This window comes from Brevibacterium sp. 91QC2O2 (assembly GCF_024580695.1).
Classification (GTDB): domain Bacteria; phylum Actinomycetota; class Actinomycetes; order Actinomycetales; family Brevibacteriaceae; genus Brevibacterium; species Brevibacterium moorei.
The window spans coordinates 1-18,961 of sequence record NZ_JANIJY010000011.1 but is presented as its reverse complement, the minus strand read 5'-3'; the positions used below and the strand labels follow the sequence as shown (position 1 = coordinate 18,961).

Here is an 18,961-nt window from a genome sequence, read left to right as displayed (position 1 = left end):
GGCGGCCGGTCTCACAGCTTCGCCAGCGCCTTGGCGATCCGCTGTTCGCTCACGGTATGGGCCGTGCCCAGGTGCGGGGCGAACAGGGACACCCGCAGTTCCTCCACGTCCCACAGCACGTCCTGCCAGGGTTCGGGCAGCAGATTCGACCGCGTCCGGATATCGGCAGCGTGTTCGGCACCCAGGGTGTTGCGCGCCTTCTTCTCCACCTGCTCTGCAACCAGGGTGACTCGGTCCATCAGCTGCTTGTCACGGGCCGCCTGCTGTCCCAGGCGCTCGGCCCGGTGCGCCGCGGCCTGCAGGTAGACGGGCAGGCGGTCGAGCCTGTCAGCGGCCGTTTCCACGAACACGCCCGGATGGACCAGCCGGCTCAGCTGATTGCCGATATCGGACAGGTTCGCCAGGATCGCCAGCGATTGCGAACCACTGACCAGTTTCGCGGCCTCATCGTGCAGTGTGTAGATCCGCACTGCTTGGGCCAGGGAACGCTCGACGGCGGCGACGATGCCCTCGTTGACGGTCCGGATCAGGGTGTGGAACTGCTCGGCCGTTCGCACCGGCACCCCCACCAGCGGATCCTCGCTCCGGCTCGCCGTCGCCTGGCCTACCAGTCGGTACACCGCAGCGTACAGAGCGCCTGTCAGCGGATCGTTCGCCTTGTCCCGGTGCCCGCCGAGGAGCAGTTTGTCCTTATTGCTCAGCGTGCCGGACGCATAGTCCAGGGCATCGGACGAGCGCAGGGCGATGAGCCGGGCCAGCCCCCGCAGCTGATTGCGGTGTGCGTCGCCTGCGTGGGCGTAGGCGTGCAGGGACACGCTCGTGCCATCGTCGTGCAGTCCGGGCATGAGTACCCGCTTGCCCGCCTGTGCGCGCTCCGGGATGGTCCCGAAGACCCAGTCAACGGCATCGCGCACGGGCGTGAAGGCAATCGGCTGCGCGGTGGCCGCAGCGCCGGCAGCACGCTTGCCGCTTGTCACCGCACCCTGCCGACCGGACTTCGGTGCGGCATTGCCCGTGGGCGCGGCACCCGCGGTGTCCTGATTCGCGCGGCGCTCGTTCTCCTCGGCCAGCCGCGCGGAGAGCTCGACGACATCGGTGCCCCGTGCCACGGTCCGTTTGCGCTTGCCGCGCCCGGTGGTGAACTCGAAGCCCATCCGCAGGTGCGCGGGCACCCGGGCCAGGTCGAAATCGGCCGGGGCGACCGTGATCGGCACCAGATCGTGCAACTCGCCACCACCGGCGCGTGCGGTCAGTTCGGCGGCCAGCACCTCGGTCAGTTCTCCTTCGTAGGGCCGCAGACCGGGCAGGATCTGGGCGGCGACGTCCGGGGCGGGCACGAAGTAGCGGCGTTTGGCCTTGGGCAGTGAGCGGATCAGCGCCGTGACGAGTTCGGCGCGCAACCCCGGCACCTGCCAGGAGAACACGCGGGGATCGAAGGCGCCGGCTGCCGATGCCGGGATCTCAACGGTCACGCCGTCGGCATTCGTGCCGGGATCGTATGCGTAGTGCAGCCGGGCGGTGGCGCCCGGCAGTGCCCATTCCAGCGGATAGTCGGCGGCCACATCGCCGGTGGTCGCCTCCTGGGCCAGGAGCTGCTCGACCCGCAGGTCCAGCAGGTGCTTGTCCGGCTCCTTCTTCCACCAGGCGTCGAAGTGGGCGCCGGAGACCACGGTAGCCGGCAGCCGGGCGTCGTAGAACTCGAAGAGCACGTCGTCGGCCGCCAGCATCCGGCGGTCGCGCACCCGGCTGGCGAGCTCCTCTGCCTCGGCGATGATCCTGGCGTTGTGTCGCAGGAAGCCGTGGCGGGCGTTCCAGTCGCCGGCGATGAGCGCCTCGCGGATGAAGATCTCCCGGCTGTAGGCCGGATCGATCCGGCCGTAGCCCACCTGTTTATCGCTGATCAGGGTGAGCCCGTAGAGACTCATCCGGTCGAAGGCCATGACCGAGGCATTGCGCTTGGACCAGTGCGGTTCCAGGTACTGGTGCTTGATCAGGTCCCCGGCCACGGCCACGGCCCACTCGGGCTCGATCTGCGCGACCGTGCGTGCCCACAGGCGCGAGGTCTCCACAAGTTCCGCGGCCATCACCAGATCCGGATTGCGCTTGAACAGGGCGGATCCGGGGAAGATCGCGAATTTCGTCCCGCGCACCCCGTTGTAGTCGCGCCCGTCGACCTGCTTCTGCCCGATCATGGACAGAAGCCCCGTCAGCAGGGCCTGGTGCAGGGCGACCTCCTGTGGCCCATAGCTCGACTTGGCGCCCTTGTCAGCCCGCCCGACCGCGTCTGCTCCCGCCGGGCCGGGGGCCACTGCCGCCCCCGAAGACAGGCGCCGGGCGTCGGGCCGGTCGATGTGGATACCGGCATTGCCCAACAGCGAGCGCAGCTGATGGACGAAGTCCTGCCATTCGCGGATCCGCACGAAGTGGAGGAATTCGGCCTTGCACATCTTGCGGAACTTCGAGGTCGACAGTTCATGACTCTGCTCGGTGATGTAGTCCCACAGGGCCAGCCAGCTCAAGAAGTCGCTACGCGGGCGGGTGAACCGCGCGTGCAGGCCCTTCGCCTTCTCGCGTTCCTCCTGGGGGCGTTCGCGCGGATCCTGAATGGACAGGGCCGCGACGATGACGGCGGCCTCCGCCCCGCAACCGGCCTCGGCTCCGGCCAGCAGGATCCGGCCCATCCGCGGGTCGATCGGCAGGCGGGCCAGGGTGTGGCCCAGCTTGGTCAGCCGCAGTCGCGCGGTCCCGCCGGGGCCCTGGGCACCAGAGCCCAGCGCCGTGTGATCGCCGGTTTCCTCGCGCAGCGCACCCAGTTCGGTGAGCATGCCGATGCCCTCGCGCACCGCGCGGGAGTCCGGTTTGGTCAGGAACGGGAATCCCAGCACCTCAGCGGCAGAGGCCGCCAGGCCCAGGGAGCACATGGACAGCACGACGCTGGCCAGATTGGTCCGCAGGATCTCCGGATCCGTGAACTCGGGACGGGTCGCGAAGTCCTCTTCGGAGTACAGGCGGATGCAGATGCCGTCGCTGGTGCGCCCCGAACGGCCCTTGCGCTGGTTCGCGCTCGCCTGGCTGATCCGCTCGATCGGCAGGCGCTGGACCTTGGTGCGCGGGGAGTAACGGGAGATCCGGGCGGTGCCGGCGTCGATGACGTACTTGATACCGGGGACCGTCAGGGATGTCTCCGCCACGTTCGTCGCCAGGACCAGCCGGGGGTTGGAGTGCCGGGCGAAGACCCGCTGCTGGTCCGCGGTGGAGAGCCTGCCGAACAGCGGCACGACTTCCCACCGTGAGTCGATGCCGCGCAGCCGGGAGATGTGGGAGCCCAGTGCGTCGGCGGTATCGCGGATCTCCCGCTCACCGGACAGGAACACCAGGATGTCGCCGGGGGCCTCGCCGCGCAGTTCATCGAAGGCCGCGAGAACGCCCTCGGTCTGGTCGGCCGGCACATCGGCCAGCGGGTCGTGGTCCGGGTCGGCTTCCGGATCGTGTGCCGCGGCCTCGCGCGCGTCCTGCCCCACCGGGCGATAGCGGACCTCGACCGGGTAGGTCCGGCCCGACACGCTGATCACAGGCGCCGGTTCCCCGGCGGGCGTGGCGAAATGGGTTGCGAAGGACTCCGGGTCGATCGTCGCCGAGGTGATGATGAGTTTGAGGTCTGGACGTTTGGGCAGCAGCCGGGCCAGGAAACCCAGCAGGAAGTCGATGTTGAGGCTGCGCTCGTGTGCCTCGTCGATGATGATGACCTGGTAGTCGCGCAGGTACTTGTCGTGTTGGAGTTCGGCCAACAGGATGCCGTCGGTCATCACCTTGACGCGGGTGGCGTCGGTGACCTCCGCTGTGAAGCGGACCTGGTAGCCGATGCCCTTGCCCAGTTCCAGCTCGGTCTCCTCGGCCAGGCGGGCCGCCACCGCGCGCGCGGCGATGCGCCGGGGCTGAGTGTGGCCGATCAGCCCGTCGACGCCCAGTCCCAATTCCATACAGAGTTTGGGAATCTGCGTGGTCTTGCCCGAACCGGTCTCGCCTGCGATGACGACCACCTGGTTGTCCCTGATCGCGGCGAGGAGTTCATCGTGGGCGGCGCTCACCGGAAGTTGTGCCGGGTACTCCAGGCGTGGGTGCACAGCGGCCCTGGCGGCGGCCCGGCGCTCCCGCACCTCCTTCGACCGGTGCGCGCTGCGCTGTTCAAGGCGGCGCTCTTCGGGGCGGCCCCGGCCGTTCCCCCGGCGGGGCCGGTGGTGCTTGGTCTTGGGCTGCGCAGGGGGCTGGGGCGACTCGTCGTTCATATCCCCTCCAGTCTACCGGCGCGCTCCGCCACTCGGCTCGTCATCCGGCCGTAACACCTCGGTCGGTAGGGTTGTCTGGAAATCACACGAAGATCACATGCGATACGGCTGCGGCACGGGAGTGGAACGGAATTGATTGGAGCATTAGAGGGCTTCGGCGTCATCGCCGTGATGATCGCCGCCGGTTGGATCCTGGGACGGTCGGGAATCCTGGGCGACAGCGGGCAGAAGGTCTTGGCCTCCACCGTCTTCTACGTCGGCAATCCGGCCCTGCTCTACATGACCCTGGCCTCCACCCCGCTGGACATCGTGTTCAACCAGGCACTGCTGGCCACCGCCGGGTCCTCGATCATCCTGGCCATTGCGCTGTTCGTGTTCACCGTGTCCATCAGGAAGCGCGGGGTGGGCGAGGGCGTCGTCAGCGCCTGGGCCGTCAGCTACGTCAACATCGGCAATCTGGGCATCCCGATCGCCGCCTATGTGCTGGGCACCCTGCAGTACGTCGCCCCCGTCATGCTCTTCCAACTGGTCATCCTGGCGCCGGTGGGCATGGCGATTCTCGACGCGGCCAGGGCCAAACGGGTGGGGGCCACCGACCGCCGCTGGTGGACCCCGGTGCTGGCCGTCGCCCGCAATCCCATCCTGTGGGGCGCGGGTCTGGGCATCGTCGCCTCGGCCACCGGCTTCGCCCTGCCCCCGGTCCTCCACGATCCGATCGAGATGCTGGGCAACACCTCGGTGCCATTGACACTCATGGCCTTCGGCATTTCGCTCAAAGACGGGTGGTCACGACCGAAGCCGGGCACTCGCACCCAGCTGAGCGTGATGACGGCCGCCAAGCTGATCGTCCAACCGGTGTTGGCCTGGCTGATCGGCGGACCCCTGCTGGGCATCGAGGGCAGGGATCTCCTGGCCATCGTCGTCACCTCGGCCCTACCCACTGCCCAGAACGTCTACGTCTACGCCCTGCAGTACCGCCAATCGGAGACCCTGACCCGCGACATCGTGTTCATCACCACCGTGCTCAGCGTGCCCGTGATCATCGTCTGCGCGCTGCTCTTCGGCTGAGACGCTGCCTCGACCCGCACATCCCGAATCGTGCCACCAGGACGGCACGACTTCACTCCTGGCCGCGTGTCATTGCCGACATTGTGTCCCGCGAGCGGTGAGAATGGTCCCGTGGCTAGCAACGATTCCAAGAAATCCGACGACCTCGTGTCGCAGCGTATGAACTCGGGAGCTCATGACGAGCCCGAGTCGGCGCCCACCGGGGCCGCCGCCGACGCGCCCGCGAAGTCGGACTACTTCGACGACGAGGAGACGCAGGCCTTCCAGGCGTTCCCCGCCGAGCCCAAGCCGGCCAAGGCCGACATCCCCGCGGGTTTCAGCTCCGAGGAGTGGGGCCTGGTGTCCTCGCCGATCGATGCCGATGACGACCGGACCCAGGTGATCCCCACTCCGCAGATCAGACCGGCTATGGGCGTCAAACGGGGTGCCGCACGGACGGATGCGACCCCGGCACCCGCCGGCCCGACCACGGGTGGGATGGCCGTCGTCGCAGGCCCCGCCACCGGTGGGCTGCCCGTCCAAGCCGCGGGACGGGTCGCGGAACCGGCTGCCGAGGCCGCGGGCCGGCAGCCTGGCACGGTCAAGCGCCACTATGGCTTCTTCGACGTGGTGGCCAGCGCCTGGCTGACGATCGCCACGCCGCTGGTCCTCCTGGCGCTGGCCGTGCGCGCGGTGGCCAGCGGCACATTCCTCAAATTCGAGTACTTCTACCGGCCCGGCTTCCCTGCCGATGCCTATGGATTCTCCTCGGACGACCGGTTGCACTATGCCAGCTACACCGTGGACTATCTGACGAACGTGGACGGTGCCCGCTATCTGCGCGACATCGTGCTCGCCGGCGGTATGCAGGCGTTCAAGGACGAGGAGATCGCGCACATGGCCGACGTCAAAGCGCTCATCTCCCTGCTGTTCTTCCTGGGGATCGTCGGGGTCCTGGGCGGGATCATCGCCTGGCTGTACCTCTCCCGCAAGGGCGGCCCCGGCATGCGCATGGGCATCCGGTTCGGCTCGATCCTCACCCTGGCGATCGCCGTGCTGGTGGCGGTCGTCGCACTGACCGGCTTCGACCGTTTCTTCTCCGGTTTCCACCAGGTCTTCTTCTCCGCGGGAACCTGGCAGTTCTACATCGACGACACACTGATCAGATTGTTCCCGGAGACGTTCTGGGTCGACGGGGCGATCACCGCTGGCCTGATCCTGGTGCTGGGCTCGCTGGTTCTCCTGTGGTGCTCGCTGATCGGCTACAAGAAGCGCAGGGCCGACCGCCAGGAACTCAAGCAGCGCTAGCGGCCGCCGAACCCGCGTACACTCAGTCGCCTACCGACTCGATTCCGCGCATCACCAGTTTGGGATCGGGCGGGTAGACGATCGAGGTGTCCTTGCCCTCGTAGTCGAACTTGTTGAGGAAGTAGCGGATCGCATTGAGCCTGGCCCGCTTCTTGTCATTGGACTTGATGACGATCCACGGGGCGTCGTCGGTGTCCGTGCGCAGGAAGGTCTGTTCCTTCGCGTGGGTGTAATCGTCCCACCGGCCCAAGGACTCCAGGTCCATCGGAGAGAGCTTCCACTGCCGGGCCGGGTCGATCTGGCGGATGGCGAAGCGGGTGCGCTGCTCGTGTTCGGTCACGGAGAACCAGAACTTGGTGACGTGGATGCCGGAGTCGATGAGCATCTTCTCGAACACAGGGGCCTGCTGCATGAAGGACTCGTATTCCTCGTCCGTGCAGAAGCCCATGACGCGTTCGACATTGGCCCGGTTGTACCAGGACCTGTCGAACATGACGATCTCACCGCTGGTCGGCAGGTGCTTGATATAGCGCTGGAAGTACCACTGGCCGCTTTCCTCCTCCGTGGGCTTGTTCAAGGCGACCACGCGGGCCGCGCGCGGGTTGAGGTGTTCGGTGAAGCGCTTGATCGTGCCTCCCTTGCCCGCGGCGTCGCGGCCCTCGAAGACGATGACGTGGCGTTCGCCGGCGTCCTGTGCCGAGTACTGCAGCTTGAGCAGTTCGATCTGGAGCTTGTACTTCTCCAGCTCATAGGTCTCCCTGTCGAGGCGTTCCTCGTATGGATAGCCCTCGTGCCAGGTCTCCACCGCAGCACCGCCCGGATCGATGAGTTCGGGATCGGCGGTGTGCCCGTTCTTGACCGTGTAGCCCTCGGTCCGCAGCTTGTCGATGTATTCGCGTAGATTCTCACGTGGCGGAGTGAACACCGTGCACCTCTTTCTCTTATCCCCAGAATAGTAGGGACACAGGGTGAACGGCAGGTGGCCTATGGGTTCTGAGACGGTGCAGCGCGGCCGGTGAGACGCCGGCTGAGACCGGTGCCGGGCCTCGGACAGCGTTATCCGGGTCAGTCCTCCGGTGGCCGGGCACGGTGTCGCACCAGGACGAGGGCCGACAGTGCAACCACCACCGCGGCGCCGATGCACAGTGTGGCCACGGGCCACCGGACGTAGGCCGCGCCCACCGCCGCGAACCCGGCGATTCCGATCGTGGCGAAGATCAGAGCCCAGCAGGCCCCGCCGATGGCCAGGGCCGGCAGGTAGCGGGCCAGGGGCATCCGGGCAGCACCCGCGGCCAGGTTCGCCATTGTCTGGAAGCCGACGGTCAGGAAGCTGGCGGCGACCAGGGGTGCGCCCCACCTGCCCACCAGCGTTTCGGCGCGCCGGTACCTGTGCGAGGTGAAGACCCGTTGGATCCGGGGGAACCGGCCCGCGCCGGCCCTGGCCAGCCGGCCCAGCAGGTAGGTGGAGCCGGCGCGTACCAGGACGATGCCGAACAGGGCGGCCCAGGTCAGGACCAGGGGCGCTTCCCAGGTCAGTGGGTTCATCGTCTGGTCCGCATCGAGCGCCCGGCCTCCTGCTCCGGGCGGATGCTCGGCGGCCGGAGTCTCAGGACAGCTGGTTGGCCTCCACCCATTCCAGGTACTCCTCGTTCACGTCTCCGGTGATGTAGTCGCCGGTGAAGCAGCTGGTCTCCAGCCGGGTCAGATCCGAGCCGTCGATGATCCCGTCGACCATATCGTCCACGGTCTGATAGACGACCGCATCGGAGCCCAGGGCCTGAGAGATCTGTGGGATCGTGCGACCGGCGGCGATCAGCTCGGAACGGCTGGGCATGTTGATCCCATAGACGTGAGGATAGCGCACGGGCGGGGCGGCCGAGGTGAAGGTCACCTTGTTCGCACCCACCTGGCGGGTCATCTCCACGATCTCCGTGCTGGTGGTGCCGCGCACGATCGAATCATCGACGACCAACACGTTCTTGCCCTTGAATTCGCTGGCCAGGGCGTTGAGCTTCTGCCGGACGCTCTTCTTGCGCTGTTCCTGGCCGGGCATGATGAAGGTCCTGCCCACATAGCGGTTCTTGTAGTAGCCCTCGCGGTACTCCACCCCCAGTTTCTTGGCGACCTCCATCGCCGCGGGACGCGCGGAGTCCGGGATCGGCATGATGACGTCGATGTCACCGGCGGGAACCTCGCGGGCGATCTGATCGGCCAGCTTCTCCCCCAGGCGCAGGCGGGATTCGTAGACGTTGATGCCGTTCATCACGGAGTCCGGCCGGGCCAGGTAGACGTACTCGAAGGAGCACGGGATGAGCACAGGGGATTCGTGGGTCTGGCGCAACTCGAGTGAGCCGTCGACACCGATGAACACGGCCTCGCCAGGGGCGATGTCGCGGACGATCTCGTATCCGGTGGCGGTCAGGGCGACGGATTCGCTGGCGACCATCCATTCGGTCTGCCCGCCGCCGACGGCCTCGCGCCGGCCCAGCACCAGGGGGCGGATGCCGAAGGGATCGCGGAAGGCCAGCAGTCCATGGCCGGCGATCAGGGCGATGACGGCATAGGAGCCGCGCACCCGGCGGTGGGTGTTGGCCACGGCCTTGAACAGCTGGTCGTTGTCCAAACCTGCACCGGAGACCTGCTGCTGCAGTTCGGAGCCCAGCACGTTGAGCAGCATCTCGGTATCGCTGCCGGTGTTGACGTGGCGCATGTCCCGCGTCGCCAGTTCGACTTCCAACTCACGGGTGTTGGTCAGATTGCCGTTGTGCACCAGGACGATGCCGTAGGGCGCGTTGACGTAGAAGGGCTGGGCCTCGAGTTCATTGGCCGCTTCGCCCCGGGTGGCGTAGCGGACGTGGCCCAGGCCGACATTGCCCAGCAGCGAGCGCATGTCACGGGTGCGGAAGGCCTCTTTGACCTGCCCCTGTCCCTTGCGCATGTGCACATGGGGGCCGGACATCGTGGCAATGCCCGTCGAATCCTGTCCCCGGTGCTGGAGCAGACCCAGCGCATCGTAGACCTGCTGATTGACACTGGTAGTCGAAACGATGCCGACGATTCCGCACACGGAGAGCCCCACTTGCTGGACAACGGATTACCTATAAAGATTAGCTGGTGCGCAGGAATTTGTGGAACGAGGATTACACACCGGACCCGAACGCGGGGTTCGCCCGCTGGGTACTGGCCTTCGGGACCTTCGGAGTGCCCCAGGCCGCCGCGCCCATCGCCTTCTCACTGCTGGCCCTGTCGCTGACCGGATCGGCCGATCACGGCTCCTGGGTGGTGCTGGCGATGACGCTGGCGCAGATCGCCGGCGCCGTCCCGGTGGCCCGCGCCGGCCGCGGCCATCCCCTGGTGCGCTACACCCGCCTGCTGATGATCGTGCGCACCGGCGCCCTGCTGGCGGCGACCGTGCTGGCAGCGGCCGGGGCGCCGCTGTGGGCGATCGCCCTGGCCGCCGGCTGCGCCGGACTGGTCAATGGGGCCGCGCACGGCTGCCTGCGCGCGGTGCTCAACCATCTGGTCGGCCCCGGCCGGATCCCGCGGGCGCTGGGCTTGGGAGCGACGCTGAACGAGGTGACCTTCGCCTCCTCGCCGGTCATCGTCTCCGTGATCGGGGCCTACTCGCCGGTCGCCGCCATCGCCGCCATCGCGGTGCTCGGTACAGTTCCCCTGTTCCTCGTGCCCTCGGTCCAAGCGCCTCCGGCCACGGCGTCCACCGTGTCCTCCCGCACTCTGCTGCGGCCCGGAATCCTGCTGTGGCTGTTCTGCTGCCTGGCCACCTCGGCGTCGACCGCCGGGGTCGAGGTCGGTGCCGTGTCCCTGGCCCTGCGCTTCTCCCTGGCCCCGGCGGCCGGCGCGCTGTTCGCACTGGTGCTGTGTCTGGCCTCGGTCTCGGGCGGCCTGTGGGTCACCGCCCGCAACCGGCAGGCGCAGCCGCGGGCGGTGATCGCGTACCTGCTGGGCACCTCGGTCGGGGCCGTATTGGTGTGGGGTGGCTGGACCCTGGTCACAACCCTGGTCGGCGCCGTGCTCATCGGCTTCTTCATCCCGGTGCTGGGCACGCACTATTCGCTGGTGCTCGACCGTCTGGCCCCACCGCAGCTGCGCGCCGAGGCCTTCTCCCTGTTGCGCACCGCGAGCGCGGTGGGCGTCATCGCCACCTCCGGAGTGCTGGCGATCGCAGGCCTGGGCTGGGCCCTGGGCGTGTGCGCGGGCCTGGTCATGGTGTCCACGGTGCTGGTGGCTGTGTCCGGACGGCGACCGCCGAACACATCCGCCTGAGACACGATCTCAGACGTCGACGGCCACATCGCCGATGCCCTCGGTCGCCCTTGCCCACACGACGTATTGGTCCAGCGTCTCCTCGATCGCGGCCTTCGCATAGTGATCGGGGTGCCAGGCCGCCCACTCATCACAGTAGATGGGCTCGCCCCGATAGTGCAGGCCCAGCGAGACCAGTCCGTACTTGGGCGGGTCGATCCCCACCGTCACACCCTGGCCCGCCGCCGTCAGCGCCTGGGCGATATGGGTGCGGGACACGCTGCGCAGCCGGGGGAAGACGCAGTCCGTACCCGCGACCAGCAATTGGAAGGAGCGCCGCGCGCCGCTGCGCAGATCCGACATGAGGATCGGATAATCCTCCAGTTCCTCCAACTCGATACTGCCGCGCCCGGCATCCGGGTGCCCCGGCGGGACCTGCAGATTGAAGGGCAGTTTGAACAGCAACCGGGTCTCCAGGTCGATCGGCGGGACCAAGGGAGCCATCGCCAGATCGGCCGCGTGTTCGCGCACCGTTTCGTAGATGTCGATCGTGGGGACCTCGACGACGTCGAAGATGCGCTGGGAACTGTCGGCGATAAAGGGCAGCAGCAGGGTTTCGGCGACCATCGTGGGGCAGGCCACTCGCAGCTGGGTGGGACGGTTGCTGATGTCGGCCACCGAGCGCCACCACTGGGCGTTGCGGTCTACCATCCGCCTGGCCATCGGCAACAGTGTGCTGCCCGCCGGGGTGAGCGCCATTCCGGCCTTGGAGCGATCGAAGAGCTTGGCCCCGCACACCTTCTCCAGGGCCTGGACCTTCCGCGAAACCGAGGACTGGGTCATGAACAGGGCGCTAGCGGCATGGGTGGTCGAGCCGTACTGGGCAACGGCCAGAAAACACTCCACACTTGATATATCCATGCTTTGAGAGCATAGCATCACTCATATTTGAGCATTTTTACGCATAACCATGGCGGGCTTATCGTGAGGCGAACCACTTTTACGAACGAGAGGGAACCCCTTCGTGTCTCACGTCCCAACATCACCGGCCGCCCCGGCCACGAAGGCCCAGCGCGCCAATCAACGCAAGTCCACCCTGGGCGCCTTCGTCGGCACGGCGATCGAATGGTATGACTTCTACATCTTCGGCACCGCATCGGCACTGGTATTCGGCAAGCTGTTCTTCCCCGTCCTGTCGCCTGGTGTCGCACTCCTGGCATCCTTCGCCACCTTCTGGGTCGGGTTCCTGGCCCGGCCCATCGGCGGATTCATCTTCAGCCACTTCGGCGACAAGCTGGGGCGCAAGAACACCCTGCTGGTCACTCTGGTGATGATGGGCAGCGCCACCTTCCTCATCGGCTGCCTGCCGACCTATCAGAGCATCGGCGTCTGGGCGCCCGTCCTGCTGGTCGTCCTCCGCGCAATCCAGGGCCTGTCCGTTGGCGGCGAATGGGGCGGGGCCGTGGTGCTGGCCACCGAGAACTCCGCCGAGGGCAAGAAGGGCATGGCCGGCGCCTGGGTCCAGCAGGGTTCGCCCGCCGGCTCCATCATCGCCACCCTGGTCTTCCTGGCCGTCGGCTCCCTGCCCGACGCACAGTTCCTGTCCTGGGGCTGGCGCGTTCCCTTCCTCATCACCGTCGTCTTGCTCTTCGTCGCCTTCCTGATCCGCCGCAGTGTCGAGGAATCCGAACAGTTCAAGGAGGTCCAGGAGGCCGGCGAGGTCGCCAAGGTTCCGTTCCTCGAGGCCTTCCGAGTCGCCCCTCTGCTTATCGTCTTCGGTGTGTTGGGTTCCGCGCTGGGCATCGGGCTGGCATATTTCAACAACACCTTCCTGCTGTCGTGGACGACCGGCCTGCTCGATATGCCACGCACCCTGGTGCTCAACCTGATCCTGTTGTCGGCCATCGCGCAGTTCATCTGGCAGCCCATCGCCGCCCTCCTGGCGCCGAAGGTCGGCGGCACGCATATCGCGATGATCGCCGGTCTGGTCCTCAACATCGTGTTGGCGGTCCCGTTCTTCATGGCCATCCAGTCGGCCAACGGCGTGTTCCTGGGCCTCATGCTGGTGATCAACGTCATCGGCGGCACCGGCTACTACTCCCTGCTGGCCAGTGCCCTGGCCGAGGCCTTCCCACCCCGCATCCGCTACACGGGGGTGTCGGTGGCCTATCAGCTGTGCGCCACGATCTTCGGCGGATCCACCCCGGTGATCGGCCAATGGGTGCTCAACGCATCAGGCGGGAGCCCCTGGGCCGTCATGGCCTTCTACATCGCTCTGACCGCCGTTACCCTGATGGGCGTGATCGGCCTGCTCGTCCTGAGTCGTCAACCCATCCGTACGCAGAAAGGAAGCAAGGCATGAGAATCGATACGATCTTCCGGGGCAATTTCCACACAGGCGAGGCGTTCCCGACCCCGACCTCGGCCCGCCTGGAGGAGAATCGTGCGACCGCACTGGCCGTGGACCGCGGTCGAATCGTCGCTGTCTCCCGGAAAGACGACCTGTCCGATTTCGACGGGATCTCAGCACGGGAGACCGTCGAGATCGACGCTCCCCTGGTGGTTCCCGGCTTCCACGATGCCCACCACCACACGATGGGCACCGGCGAACAGCTGGGTGCGATCGACCTGCGCTATCCGGCTGTGACGAGCCTCGACGAGCTCTACGCCGCCGTCGAAGCCAGGGCCAAGGAATTGCCGGCCGGCCAGTGGGTGCGCGGCGCCGGCTACGATCAGAACCGCTTGGGCGCCCATCCGACGGCCGAGATACTCGATCGGGTGGGCCATGGCCACCCGGTGATCCTCGACCATGTCTCGCACCATATGATCACGGCGAACACCGCCGCATTCGAACGGGCGGGCTTCCCTGGTCGGCGGGACTACCCCGAGGTCGACGGCGGGGTCGTGCCACGCGACGCCGAGGGCCTGCCCCTTGGCCTGTTGCAGGAGAAGGCGACCGAACCGATCCAACTGGCCTCGGCGCAGGTGACCAAGGACGAGGCGATCGCCAACCTCAAGCGCGCCTCTGACCAGGCAGTGTCCTACGGGCTGACGAGCCTGACCGAGCCCGGGGTGATCCTGGGCGGGGCGATGGGGACCAATGCGCCCGTGCTGGACATCTACCAGGACGCAGTGGCCCAGGGAGCGCTGCGCCCGCGGATGACGGTCATGCCCTTCTATCAGGTACTCCACGGACTGGAAATCAACGCGGAGGGCATGCGCACCCTGGACCTGGGAATCAGGACCGGGTTCGGCGACGACCGGCTGCGGATCGGGCCGGTCAAGATGATCTCCGATGGCTCGCTCATCGGCAGGTCGGCGGCTGTCCACGAGTGCTATTGCGGGGAGCCGGAGAACCGTGGTGTGATGACGGTGCCGCCGGAGGCCATGCCCGATCTCATCGCATCGTTCCACCGGGCGGGCTGGGCCGTGGCCACGCACGCGATCGGCGACAGGGCGATCGACCATGCGCTCGATGCGATCGAACACGCCCAGCAGTCCTTCCCCCGCGAGGTCCGGCACCGGATCGAGCACTTCTCGATCGCAACGGATGAGCAGGTCACCCGCTGCGCTGCACTGGGCGTCATCCCGAACCCGCAGGGCGTGTTCATCTCCGAGTTCGGCGATGGCGTGGTCGATGCGATCGGCGCGGAGAGGGCGGCCGGCACCTACCGGATGCGTTCGCTGGTGGACGCCGGCATGGTGGTGCCCGGTTCGACCGACAGCCCGGTCTCCGATGCGAATCCGCTGAAGTCGATGCACGACCTGGTCAACCGGCGGACGTCCTCCGGGGCGCCCTTCAATCCCGCCGAGGCGGTGACCATCGGCGAGGCGCTGCACGCCTACACCTATGGTTCGGCCTATGCGATCAACCGCGAGGACGCCGTCGGCACTCTGGAGGCCGGCAAACTCGCCGATTTCGCCGTGTTGGATGCGGACCTGTTCGGCATCGAATCCGCGCGGATCGAAGACGTCACCGTCACGGCCACCGTGATCGGCGGAGATGTCGCGTACCGGGCCTGAGGATATGGGCTGAGGGTCTTCGAGCGCGCTGACGGCGGGTGGGGATGACGTTCCCCACCCGCCGTCGTCGCGTTCAGACAGGCGGCCGGGCGGCGGTCCGACACCACTTCTAGATGAGCGATCCCAACCACAGCCCCAGCCCCGCCAGGGCCGCCGAACCGATGAGGACGCCCAGGGCATTGGCCAGTCCGGCTCCCCATTTGCGTTCCTGGAGGAGGCGGACCGTCTCGAAGCTGGCGGTGGAGAAGGTGGTGTAGCCACCCAGGAAGCCGGTCCCAAGGACTTGCTGGAACTCGGGCGGGAGCACGTGCGCCAGGGTCAGTCCGGTCAGCAGGCCCAGGACCAGGGAGCCCGAGAGGTTGATGGTGATCGTGCCCCAGGGCAGGGTGCCATGGGTATGGGCTTTGACCAGCCCGTCGACTAAGAACCTGGCCGAGGCGCCCGCTCCCCCGGCCAGGGCCAGGGCCACGAAGATCAGCGGGCTCATACGGTCCTCCTGCCCCAGATCCGGTGCCGGTATCCGGCCAGGGCTATGCCTGCCCATGAGGCGGCGGCGCCCACCAGGATGGTCGCCAGGGCGTAGAAGATTCCCGCGGCAGTGAGACCCGGTTCGGCGGATCCGATCAGGGATGCGGAGTCGGTCGCCAGTGCACTGTAGGTGGTGAAGCCTCCCATGAAACCGGTCCCACCGAACAGGCGCACGCGCCTGCGCCAGCCCTCATCGGGGCCGAGCCGGTTCAGATCGTCGAGCAGAAAGCCCAGAACGAATGCGCCGAGCACATTGATGGCGAGGATCGTCCAGGGGATGCCGCCTGAGGCCGGCAGCGCTAGGCTCAGAGCCGCTCGGGCCGCGGTCCCCAGGGTGCCACCGGCGAAGACCAGGAGCAGATAGCGCGGGCGCAGATGGAGCGGCCGGGCGGGACTGCGCAGCTCCACCTGTAAATCATCGGGATCCGGGGCGTTCATGGATCCACCTACCTTTCGGGCATGGCAAAGCACGCCAATCGGGTAGGGACTGTTGTCGGGATTCCGAGGTTCGGGTACGGCGAGCCCCACCGCCGCGGCACGCGACGTGCCTGGTTCCAGGTTAGCACCGGATGTCTTCGAGAGCCGAGGTTAGACTCCTCCCATGGGTGCTTGGGGTATTGGCGCATTTGAAAACGATGGCGCATTGGATCTGGTAGGCGATATGCGCTCTGGTCATTTCAGTTTCGACGAGCTGGGTTGGGCTTTCGAAGACGAGGATTATCTGGAAGTCGACGGAGGGCAGATCGCCCTGGCCCTGGCTGGGTTGGCGGTCGCGGTGAAGCTGAGGCGACCGTCACCGGTCCCGGAGTTCGACCTGCAGGCCGTTGCGCCTCTGTTCACATCGGAATCAATCGGATTCATCCGGAATCAGGTCGAACGCACCCTCGCAGGTGCCGAGGGCTCCGAGCTCTTCGAGCTGTGGGAGGAAACGGACGAACTCGACGCATGGCTGCAGGCATCCAGGGCGACATTGGCGGAGTTGAACGAAATAGGCGGGATTTAGAAGGGCGGGGGCGGGTCCGCCAGTTCTTCACCCGGGGGTTCGGCCCGCTGGACCACCGATCGGACCACCGGATACTCCTTCCACGGTGTCCGGTCGTGGTGTGCGCTGAGGAGCCCTGTCTGATAGGCATTGATCGGATCATCCACCGGAGTGACCCTGACCCGCGACAAGCCCTCTGCGTCCCCGCAATGTCCCAGGTCCCACACGATCGCATCCTCGGCATCGCGCACGGGCACACTCGTCCCCCGCGTCTTCAACTCATGATGTCGTTTGCACATGACATGCAGATTCGTGAAGTCCGTGGCCCCACCGGCTTCGGGGTCGACGTGATCGAATGGCACCAAATGTTCGGGTTCGCACGAAGAGGCTTTCCTCGTGCAGCCCGGAAAGGTACACCATCCCCACCGCGCAGCCAGGGTCAGGCGCATCGCCTGCGACACCCGGTAACGCTTCGCCTGCGAGGGCAGTACCCGGCCGGTATCCGGATCCGTGAGCAGTCGGTAGACGATATCGGCATCCCCTGCGACCCGTCTGGCCACCTGCGCCGGTACTGGCATCCCGTCATCGGCGTGTCCGGGCAGGTCACCGATCCCGGCATATGTGGTCACCGGCACGGTCACGACCACAGATGCCTGCTCGGCCAGCCAGTGGGACGAGTCCGGACACTGCAATCGCACCCGAGCCGGGGTCACCTCACCGGTGCCGGGGTCTGCCAGAGCGACATCCACGAGGGTTTCCGGACGGACACCGGCGAGGACGTCGAAGGCCAGTTGCGCAATGGTGCGCTCGTCGACCAGCTCCGTGAGCTCGGGGACCGGGGCACCGGGCTCGAACCTGCCCGTACCCATCTCCTGCTGGATGTCGGTTGGCCCGGTGAACACTGCTGTGTTGTTCCGTCGGATTGCCCGCGCAGTGCCCACCACTCGCGCGTGCAGGGCCTCCAATTCCAGGGCGGGCCCGACCAGGCCCAGACACGCCGACCCATCCGGATTCTTCGCAAAGAACACATGCCGACCATCCACCACTCGCTCAGCCTGACGGCCGCTGTCATCGGCGGTGGCGTCGGCCTGAGTGAGCAGGGCGATGCACGCGTGCAGGGTCTTCCGGAACGCCTGCACCGACGCACTCGGGTCGACCAGGGCCATGCGTTCGTCGATGGCCAGCACCTGCCCGATCGTCAACGCGGCACATGCCCGCGCTACATCCTGCAAACGGGCGTAGTCCAGGCCGTATCCATGGACCATGGTGCGCAAGCGGGGCAGACCGATGACCATCGTCAACGCCTGGACCAGGCTCGACCGGGCCGCGCCCTCACCAACCCCGGTGAGCACCGCGATACGGGCGGGAACGGGGTCGGAGTCGACATCGACCAGGGACGCCACATTCCGGCCCGCGCACCGTCGGCGGAGTGCCTGGACAACGCGAGCTGCCACCGGATACCCCCGGAAACCGGTGGCCGGGCCGCTGGGGTCCTCACTGGTCGGCGCGTACGCCAGGCATGGCACCACTCCTGCAGACTCCACCGGATCAAACTCCACCCCTGTCCCAAGGCCACCAACCGCTTGCCCGGGCAAGCGGCCGGCTAAGGCCATGCCGGGCGCGGGAGCACTGCCGAAGGGAGCCTCGGCATAGACCAGCCCACCCTCCCGGCCGGCGGCCGCGGCGATCCGCCCCGCCCACCGGCTCTGCTGCCCCGGGGTCAGGGGCACGTGCACATCGTGGACGGGAGCCCCCACATCCAGGGACACCGCAAACAGATCGGCTTCGGTGACCCCGAACCGTGCCGGCAGGTCCGAGTCGAGGAAGGCCGAGAGACCGAGTAATGCAATCGCGTCGGCCTGCTCGCCGAGTACGTGGGAGGCATCCTGGTGGGCCTCGGACAGGTGCTGGTGTAAATCCCCGTAGAGACCGGCGGCGTAGGCGCCGGCGACCTCATCACCGATGACCTCTCCCGTGGCCACACGATGAGCATCGGCCCAGTCATCGAAGGCCTTGACCTCACGCACTCCGGGATCGTCGTACATCCGCGCGCGGGCCATCGTGGTCTTCGGCGAGACGGCAGGGGTGATGAACAGGGGGTGGGCGGTGGTCGATCCAACCCGCCAGGTCCCGGCGTGCCACACGTTCGTGTTGTCATGGTGCGGGTTCATGCCGGTCACCTCCCCGGAATGGGTATCTGGCGGAAACTCCTATGTTTCCCGTAGTCTCATTCTAGAACATGATTAGAACAGTGACTATGGTGTTCGCTGATATATCATCATTGTTGCATTATTGTGATCGAGATTGCCTACTCGAGTGCGAAGGTCCAGCCGGTGTAGTCAAGCCCCGGTAGCCGACCGTCCGTCGTGTGATTTCCAGGGTAGATGCAGGCACTGACGTTGATACTTGTAGGGATGGTTTCCATCCAGGGTGTGACCCAGGCACTGACTGGCCACCACAGTGTGTGCCTTTGCCGTGATCTGTCCACCCACCAGGGAATCATCGAGTGTCCCGACCGGACGAG

14 protein-coding genes are annotated in these 18,961 nt (G+C 66.8%); 6 read left to right on the top strand and 8 right to left on the bottom strand.

Going from position 1 to position 18,961, the window contains the following annotated elements; translation table 11 throughout:
- Window positions 1–11: 11 nt before the first annotated feature.
- The gene (gene hrpA / locus NQ036_RS09450; RefSeq protein ID WP_257058499.1) at window positions 12–4,286 is read right to left on the bottom strand and encodes an ATP-dependent RNA helicase HrpA; all 4,275 of its coding nucleotides are present in this window, start codon (window positions 4,284–4,286) and stop codon (window positions 12–14) included.
- Between the two features lie 132 nt (window positions 4,287–4,418).
- Here hrpA and NQ036_RS09445 point away from each other — a divergent pair, with 132 nt between their 5' ends.
- Both NQ036_RS09445 and NQ036_RS09440 read left to right on the top strand, forming a co-directional pair.
- A complete protein-coding gene (locus NQ036_RS09445) occupies window positions 4,419–5,354 on the top strand; it encodes an AEC family transporter (protein WP_257058498.1) in 936 nt (311 codons plus the stop codon).
- Window positions 5,355–5,465: 111 nt separating this feature from the next.
- Window positions 5,466–6,641 (top strand): TIGR01906 family membrane protein, encoded by a 1,176-nt coding sequence (locus NQ036_RS09440; protein ID WP_257058496.1) that lies wholly within the window; start codon window positions 5,466–5,468, stop codon window positions 6,639–6,641.
- Window positions 6,642–6,663: 22 nt separating this feature from the next.
- Here the strand turns inward: NQ036_RS09440 and ppk2 are convergent, their stop codons facing one another.
- The 3 genes from ppk2 to purF form a co-directional block, all read right to left on the bottom strand.
- Window positions 6,664–7,566 carry a polyphosphate kinase 2 gene (ppk2, locus tag NQ036_RS09435; protein WP_257048736.1) on the bottom strand — a complete coding sequence of 301 codons (903 nt, stop codon included), beginning with the start codon at window positions 7,564–7,566 and terminating at the stop codon, window positions 6,664–6,666.
- Window positions 7,567–7,706: 140 nt separating this feature from the next.
- Window positions 7,707–8,186, bottom strand: a complete 480-nt coding sequence (locus NQ036_RS09430) for a DedA family protein (RefSeq protein ID WP_257058493.1) — start codon at window positions 8,184–8,186, stop codon at window positions 7,707–7,709.
- A 61-nt stretch (window positions 8,187–8,247) separates the two neighbouring features.
- On the bottom strand, window positions 8,248–9,708 hold the full coding sequence (gene purF / locus NQ036_RS09425; protein ID WP_257048738.1) for an amidophosphoribosyltransferase: 1,461 nt from the start codon (window positions 9,706–9,708) through the stop codon (window positions 8,248–8,250).
- A gap of 47 nt (window positions 9,709–9,755) precedes the next feature.
- Here purF and NQ036_RS09420 point away from each other — a divergent pair, with 47 nt between their 5' ends.
- The gene (locus NQ036_RS09420) at window positions 9,756–10,925 is read left to right on the top strand and encodes an MFS transporter (RefSeq protein ID WP_257058490.1); all 1,170 of its coding nucleotides are present in this window, start codon (window positions 9,756–9,758) and stop codon (window positions 10,923–10,925) included.
- 9 nt (window positions 10,926–10,934) lie between these two features.
- Here NQ036_RS09420 and NQ036_RS09415 read toward each other — a convergent pair whose 3' ends face one another.
- Entirely contained in the window at window positions 10,935–11,825 is an 891-nt protein-coding gene (locus tag NQ036_RS09415; RefSeq protein WP_257048741.1) for a LysR family transcriptional regulator, read from the bottom strand.
- 103 nt (window positions 11,826–11,928) lie between these two features.
- Between NQ036_RS09415 and NQ036_RS09410 the strand changes: the two genes are divergently transcribed.
- Both NQ036_RS09410 and NQ036_RS09405 read left to right on the top strand, forming a co-directional pair.
- Window positions 11,929–13,266, top strand: a complete 1,338-nt coding sequence (locus NQ036_RS09410; RefSeq protein ID WP_257048742.1) for an MFS transporter — start codon at window positions 11,929–11,931, stop codon at window positions 13,264–13,266.
- Window positions 13,263–14,927 (top strand): amidohydrolase, encoded by a 1,665-nt coding sequence (locus NQ036_RS09405; protein ID WP_257048743.1) that lies wholly within the window; start codon window positions 13,263–13,265, stop codon window positions 14,925–14,927. Before NQ036_RS09410 ends, NQ036_RS09405 begins: the two co-directional genes overlap by 4 nt.
- A 109-nt stretch (window positions 14,928–15,036) precedes the next feature.
- Here NQ036_RS09405 and crcB read toward each other — a convergent pair whose 3' ends face one another.
- Entirely contained in the window at window positions 15,037–15,414 is a 378-nt protein-coding gene (gene crcB / locus NQ036_RS09400) for a fluoride efflux transporter CrcB (RefSeq protein ID WP_257048745.1), read from the bottom strand.
- Window positions 15,411–15,893 (bottom strand): CrcB family protein, encoded by a 483-nt coding sequence (locus NQ036_RS09395; protein WP_257048746.1) that lies wholly within the window; start codon window positions 15,891–15,893, stop codon window positions 15,411–15,413. Before NQ036_RS09395 ends, crcB begins: the two co-directional genes overlap by 4 nt.
- A gap of 163 nt (window positions 15,894–16,056) precedes the next feature.
- On the opposite strand from NQ036_RS09395, the gene NQ036_RS09390 reads away from it, so the two are divergent.
- A complete protein-coding gene (locus NQ036_RS09390) occupies window positions 16,057–16,458 on the top strand; it encodes a DUF4259 domain-containing protein (RefSeq protein WP_257048748.1) in 402 nt (133 codons plus the stop codon).
- Here NQ036_RS09390 and NQ036_RS09385 read toward each other — a convergent pair.
- Complete coding sequence (locus NQ036_RS09385) at window positions 16,455–18,608, bottom strand: HNH endonuclease signature motif containing protein (RefSeq protein WP_257048750.1); 2,154 nt, start codon at window positions 18,606–18,608, stop codon at window positions 16,455–16,457. The two genes, NQ036_RS09390 and NQ036_RS09385, sit on opposite strands and share 4 nt — an antisense overlap.
- Window positions 18,609–18,961 lie beyond the last annotated feature (353 nt).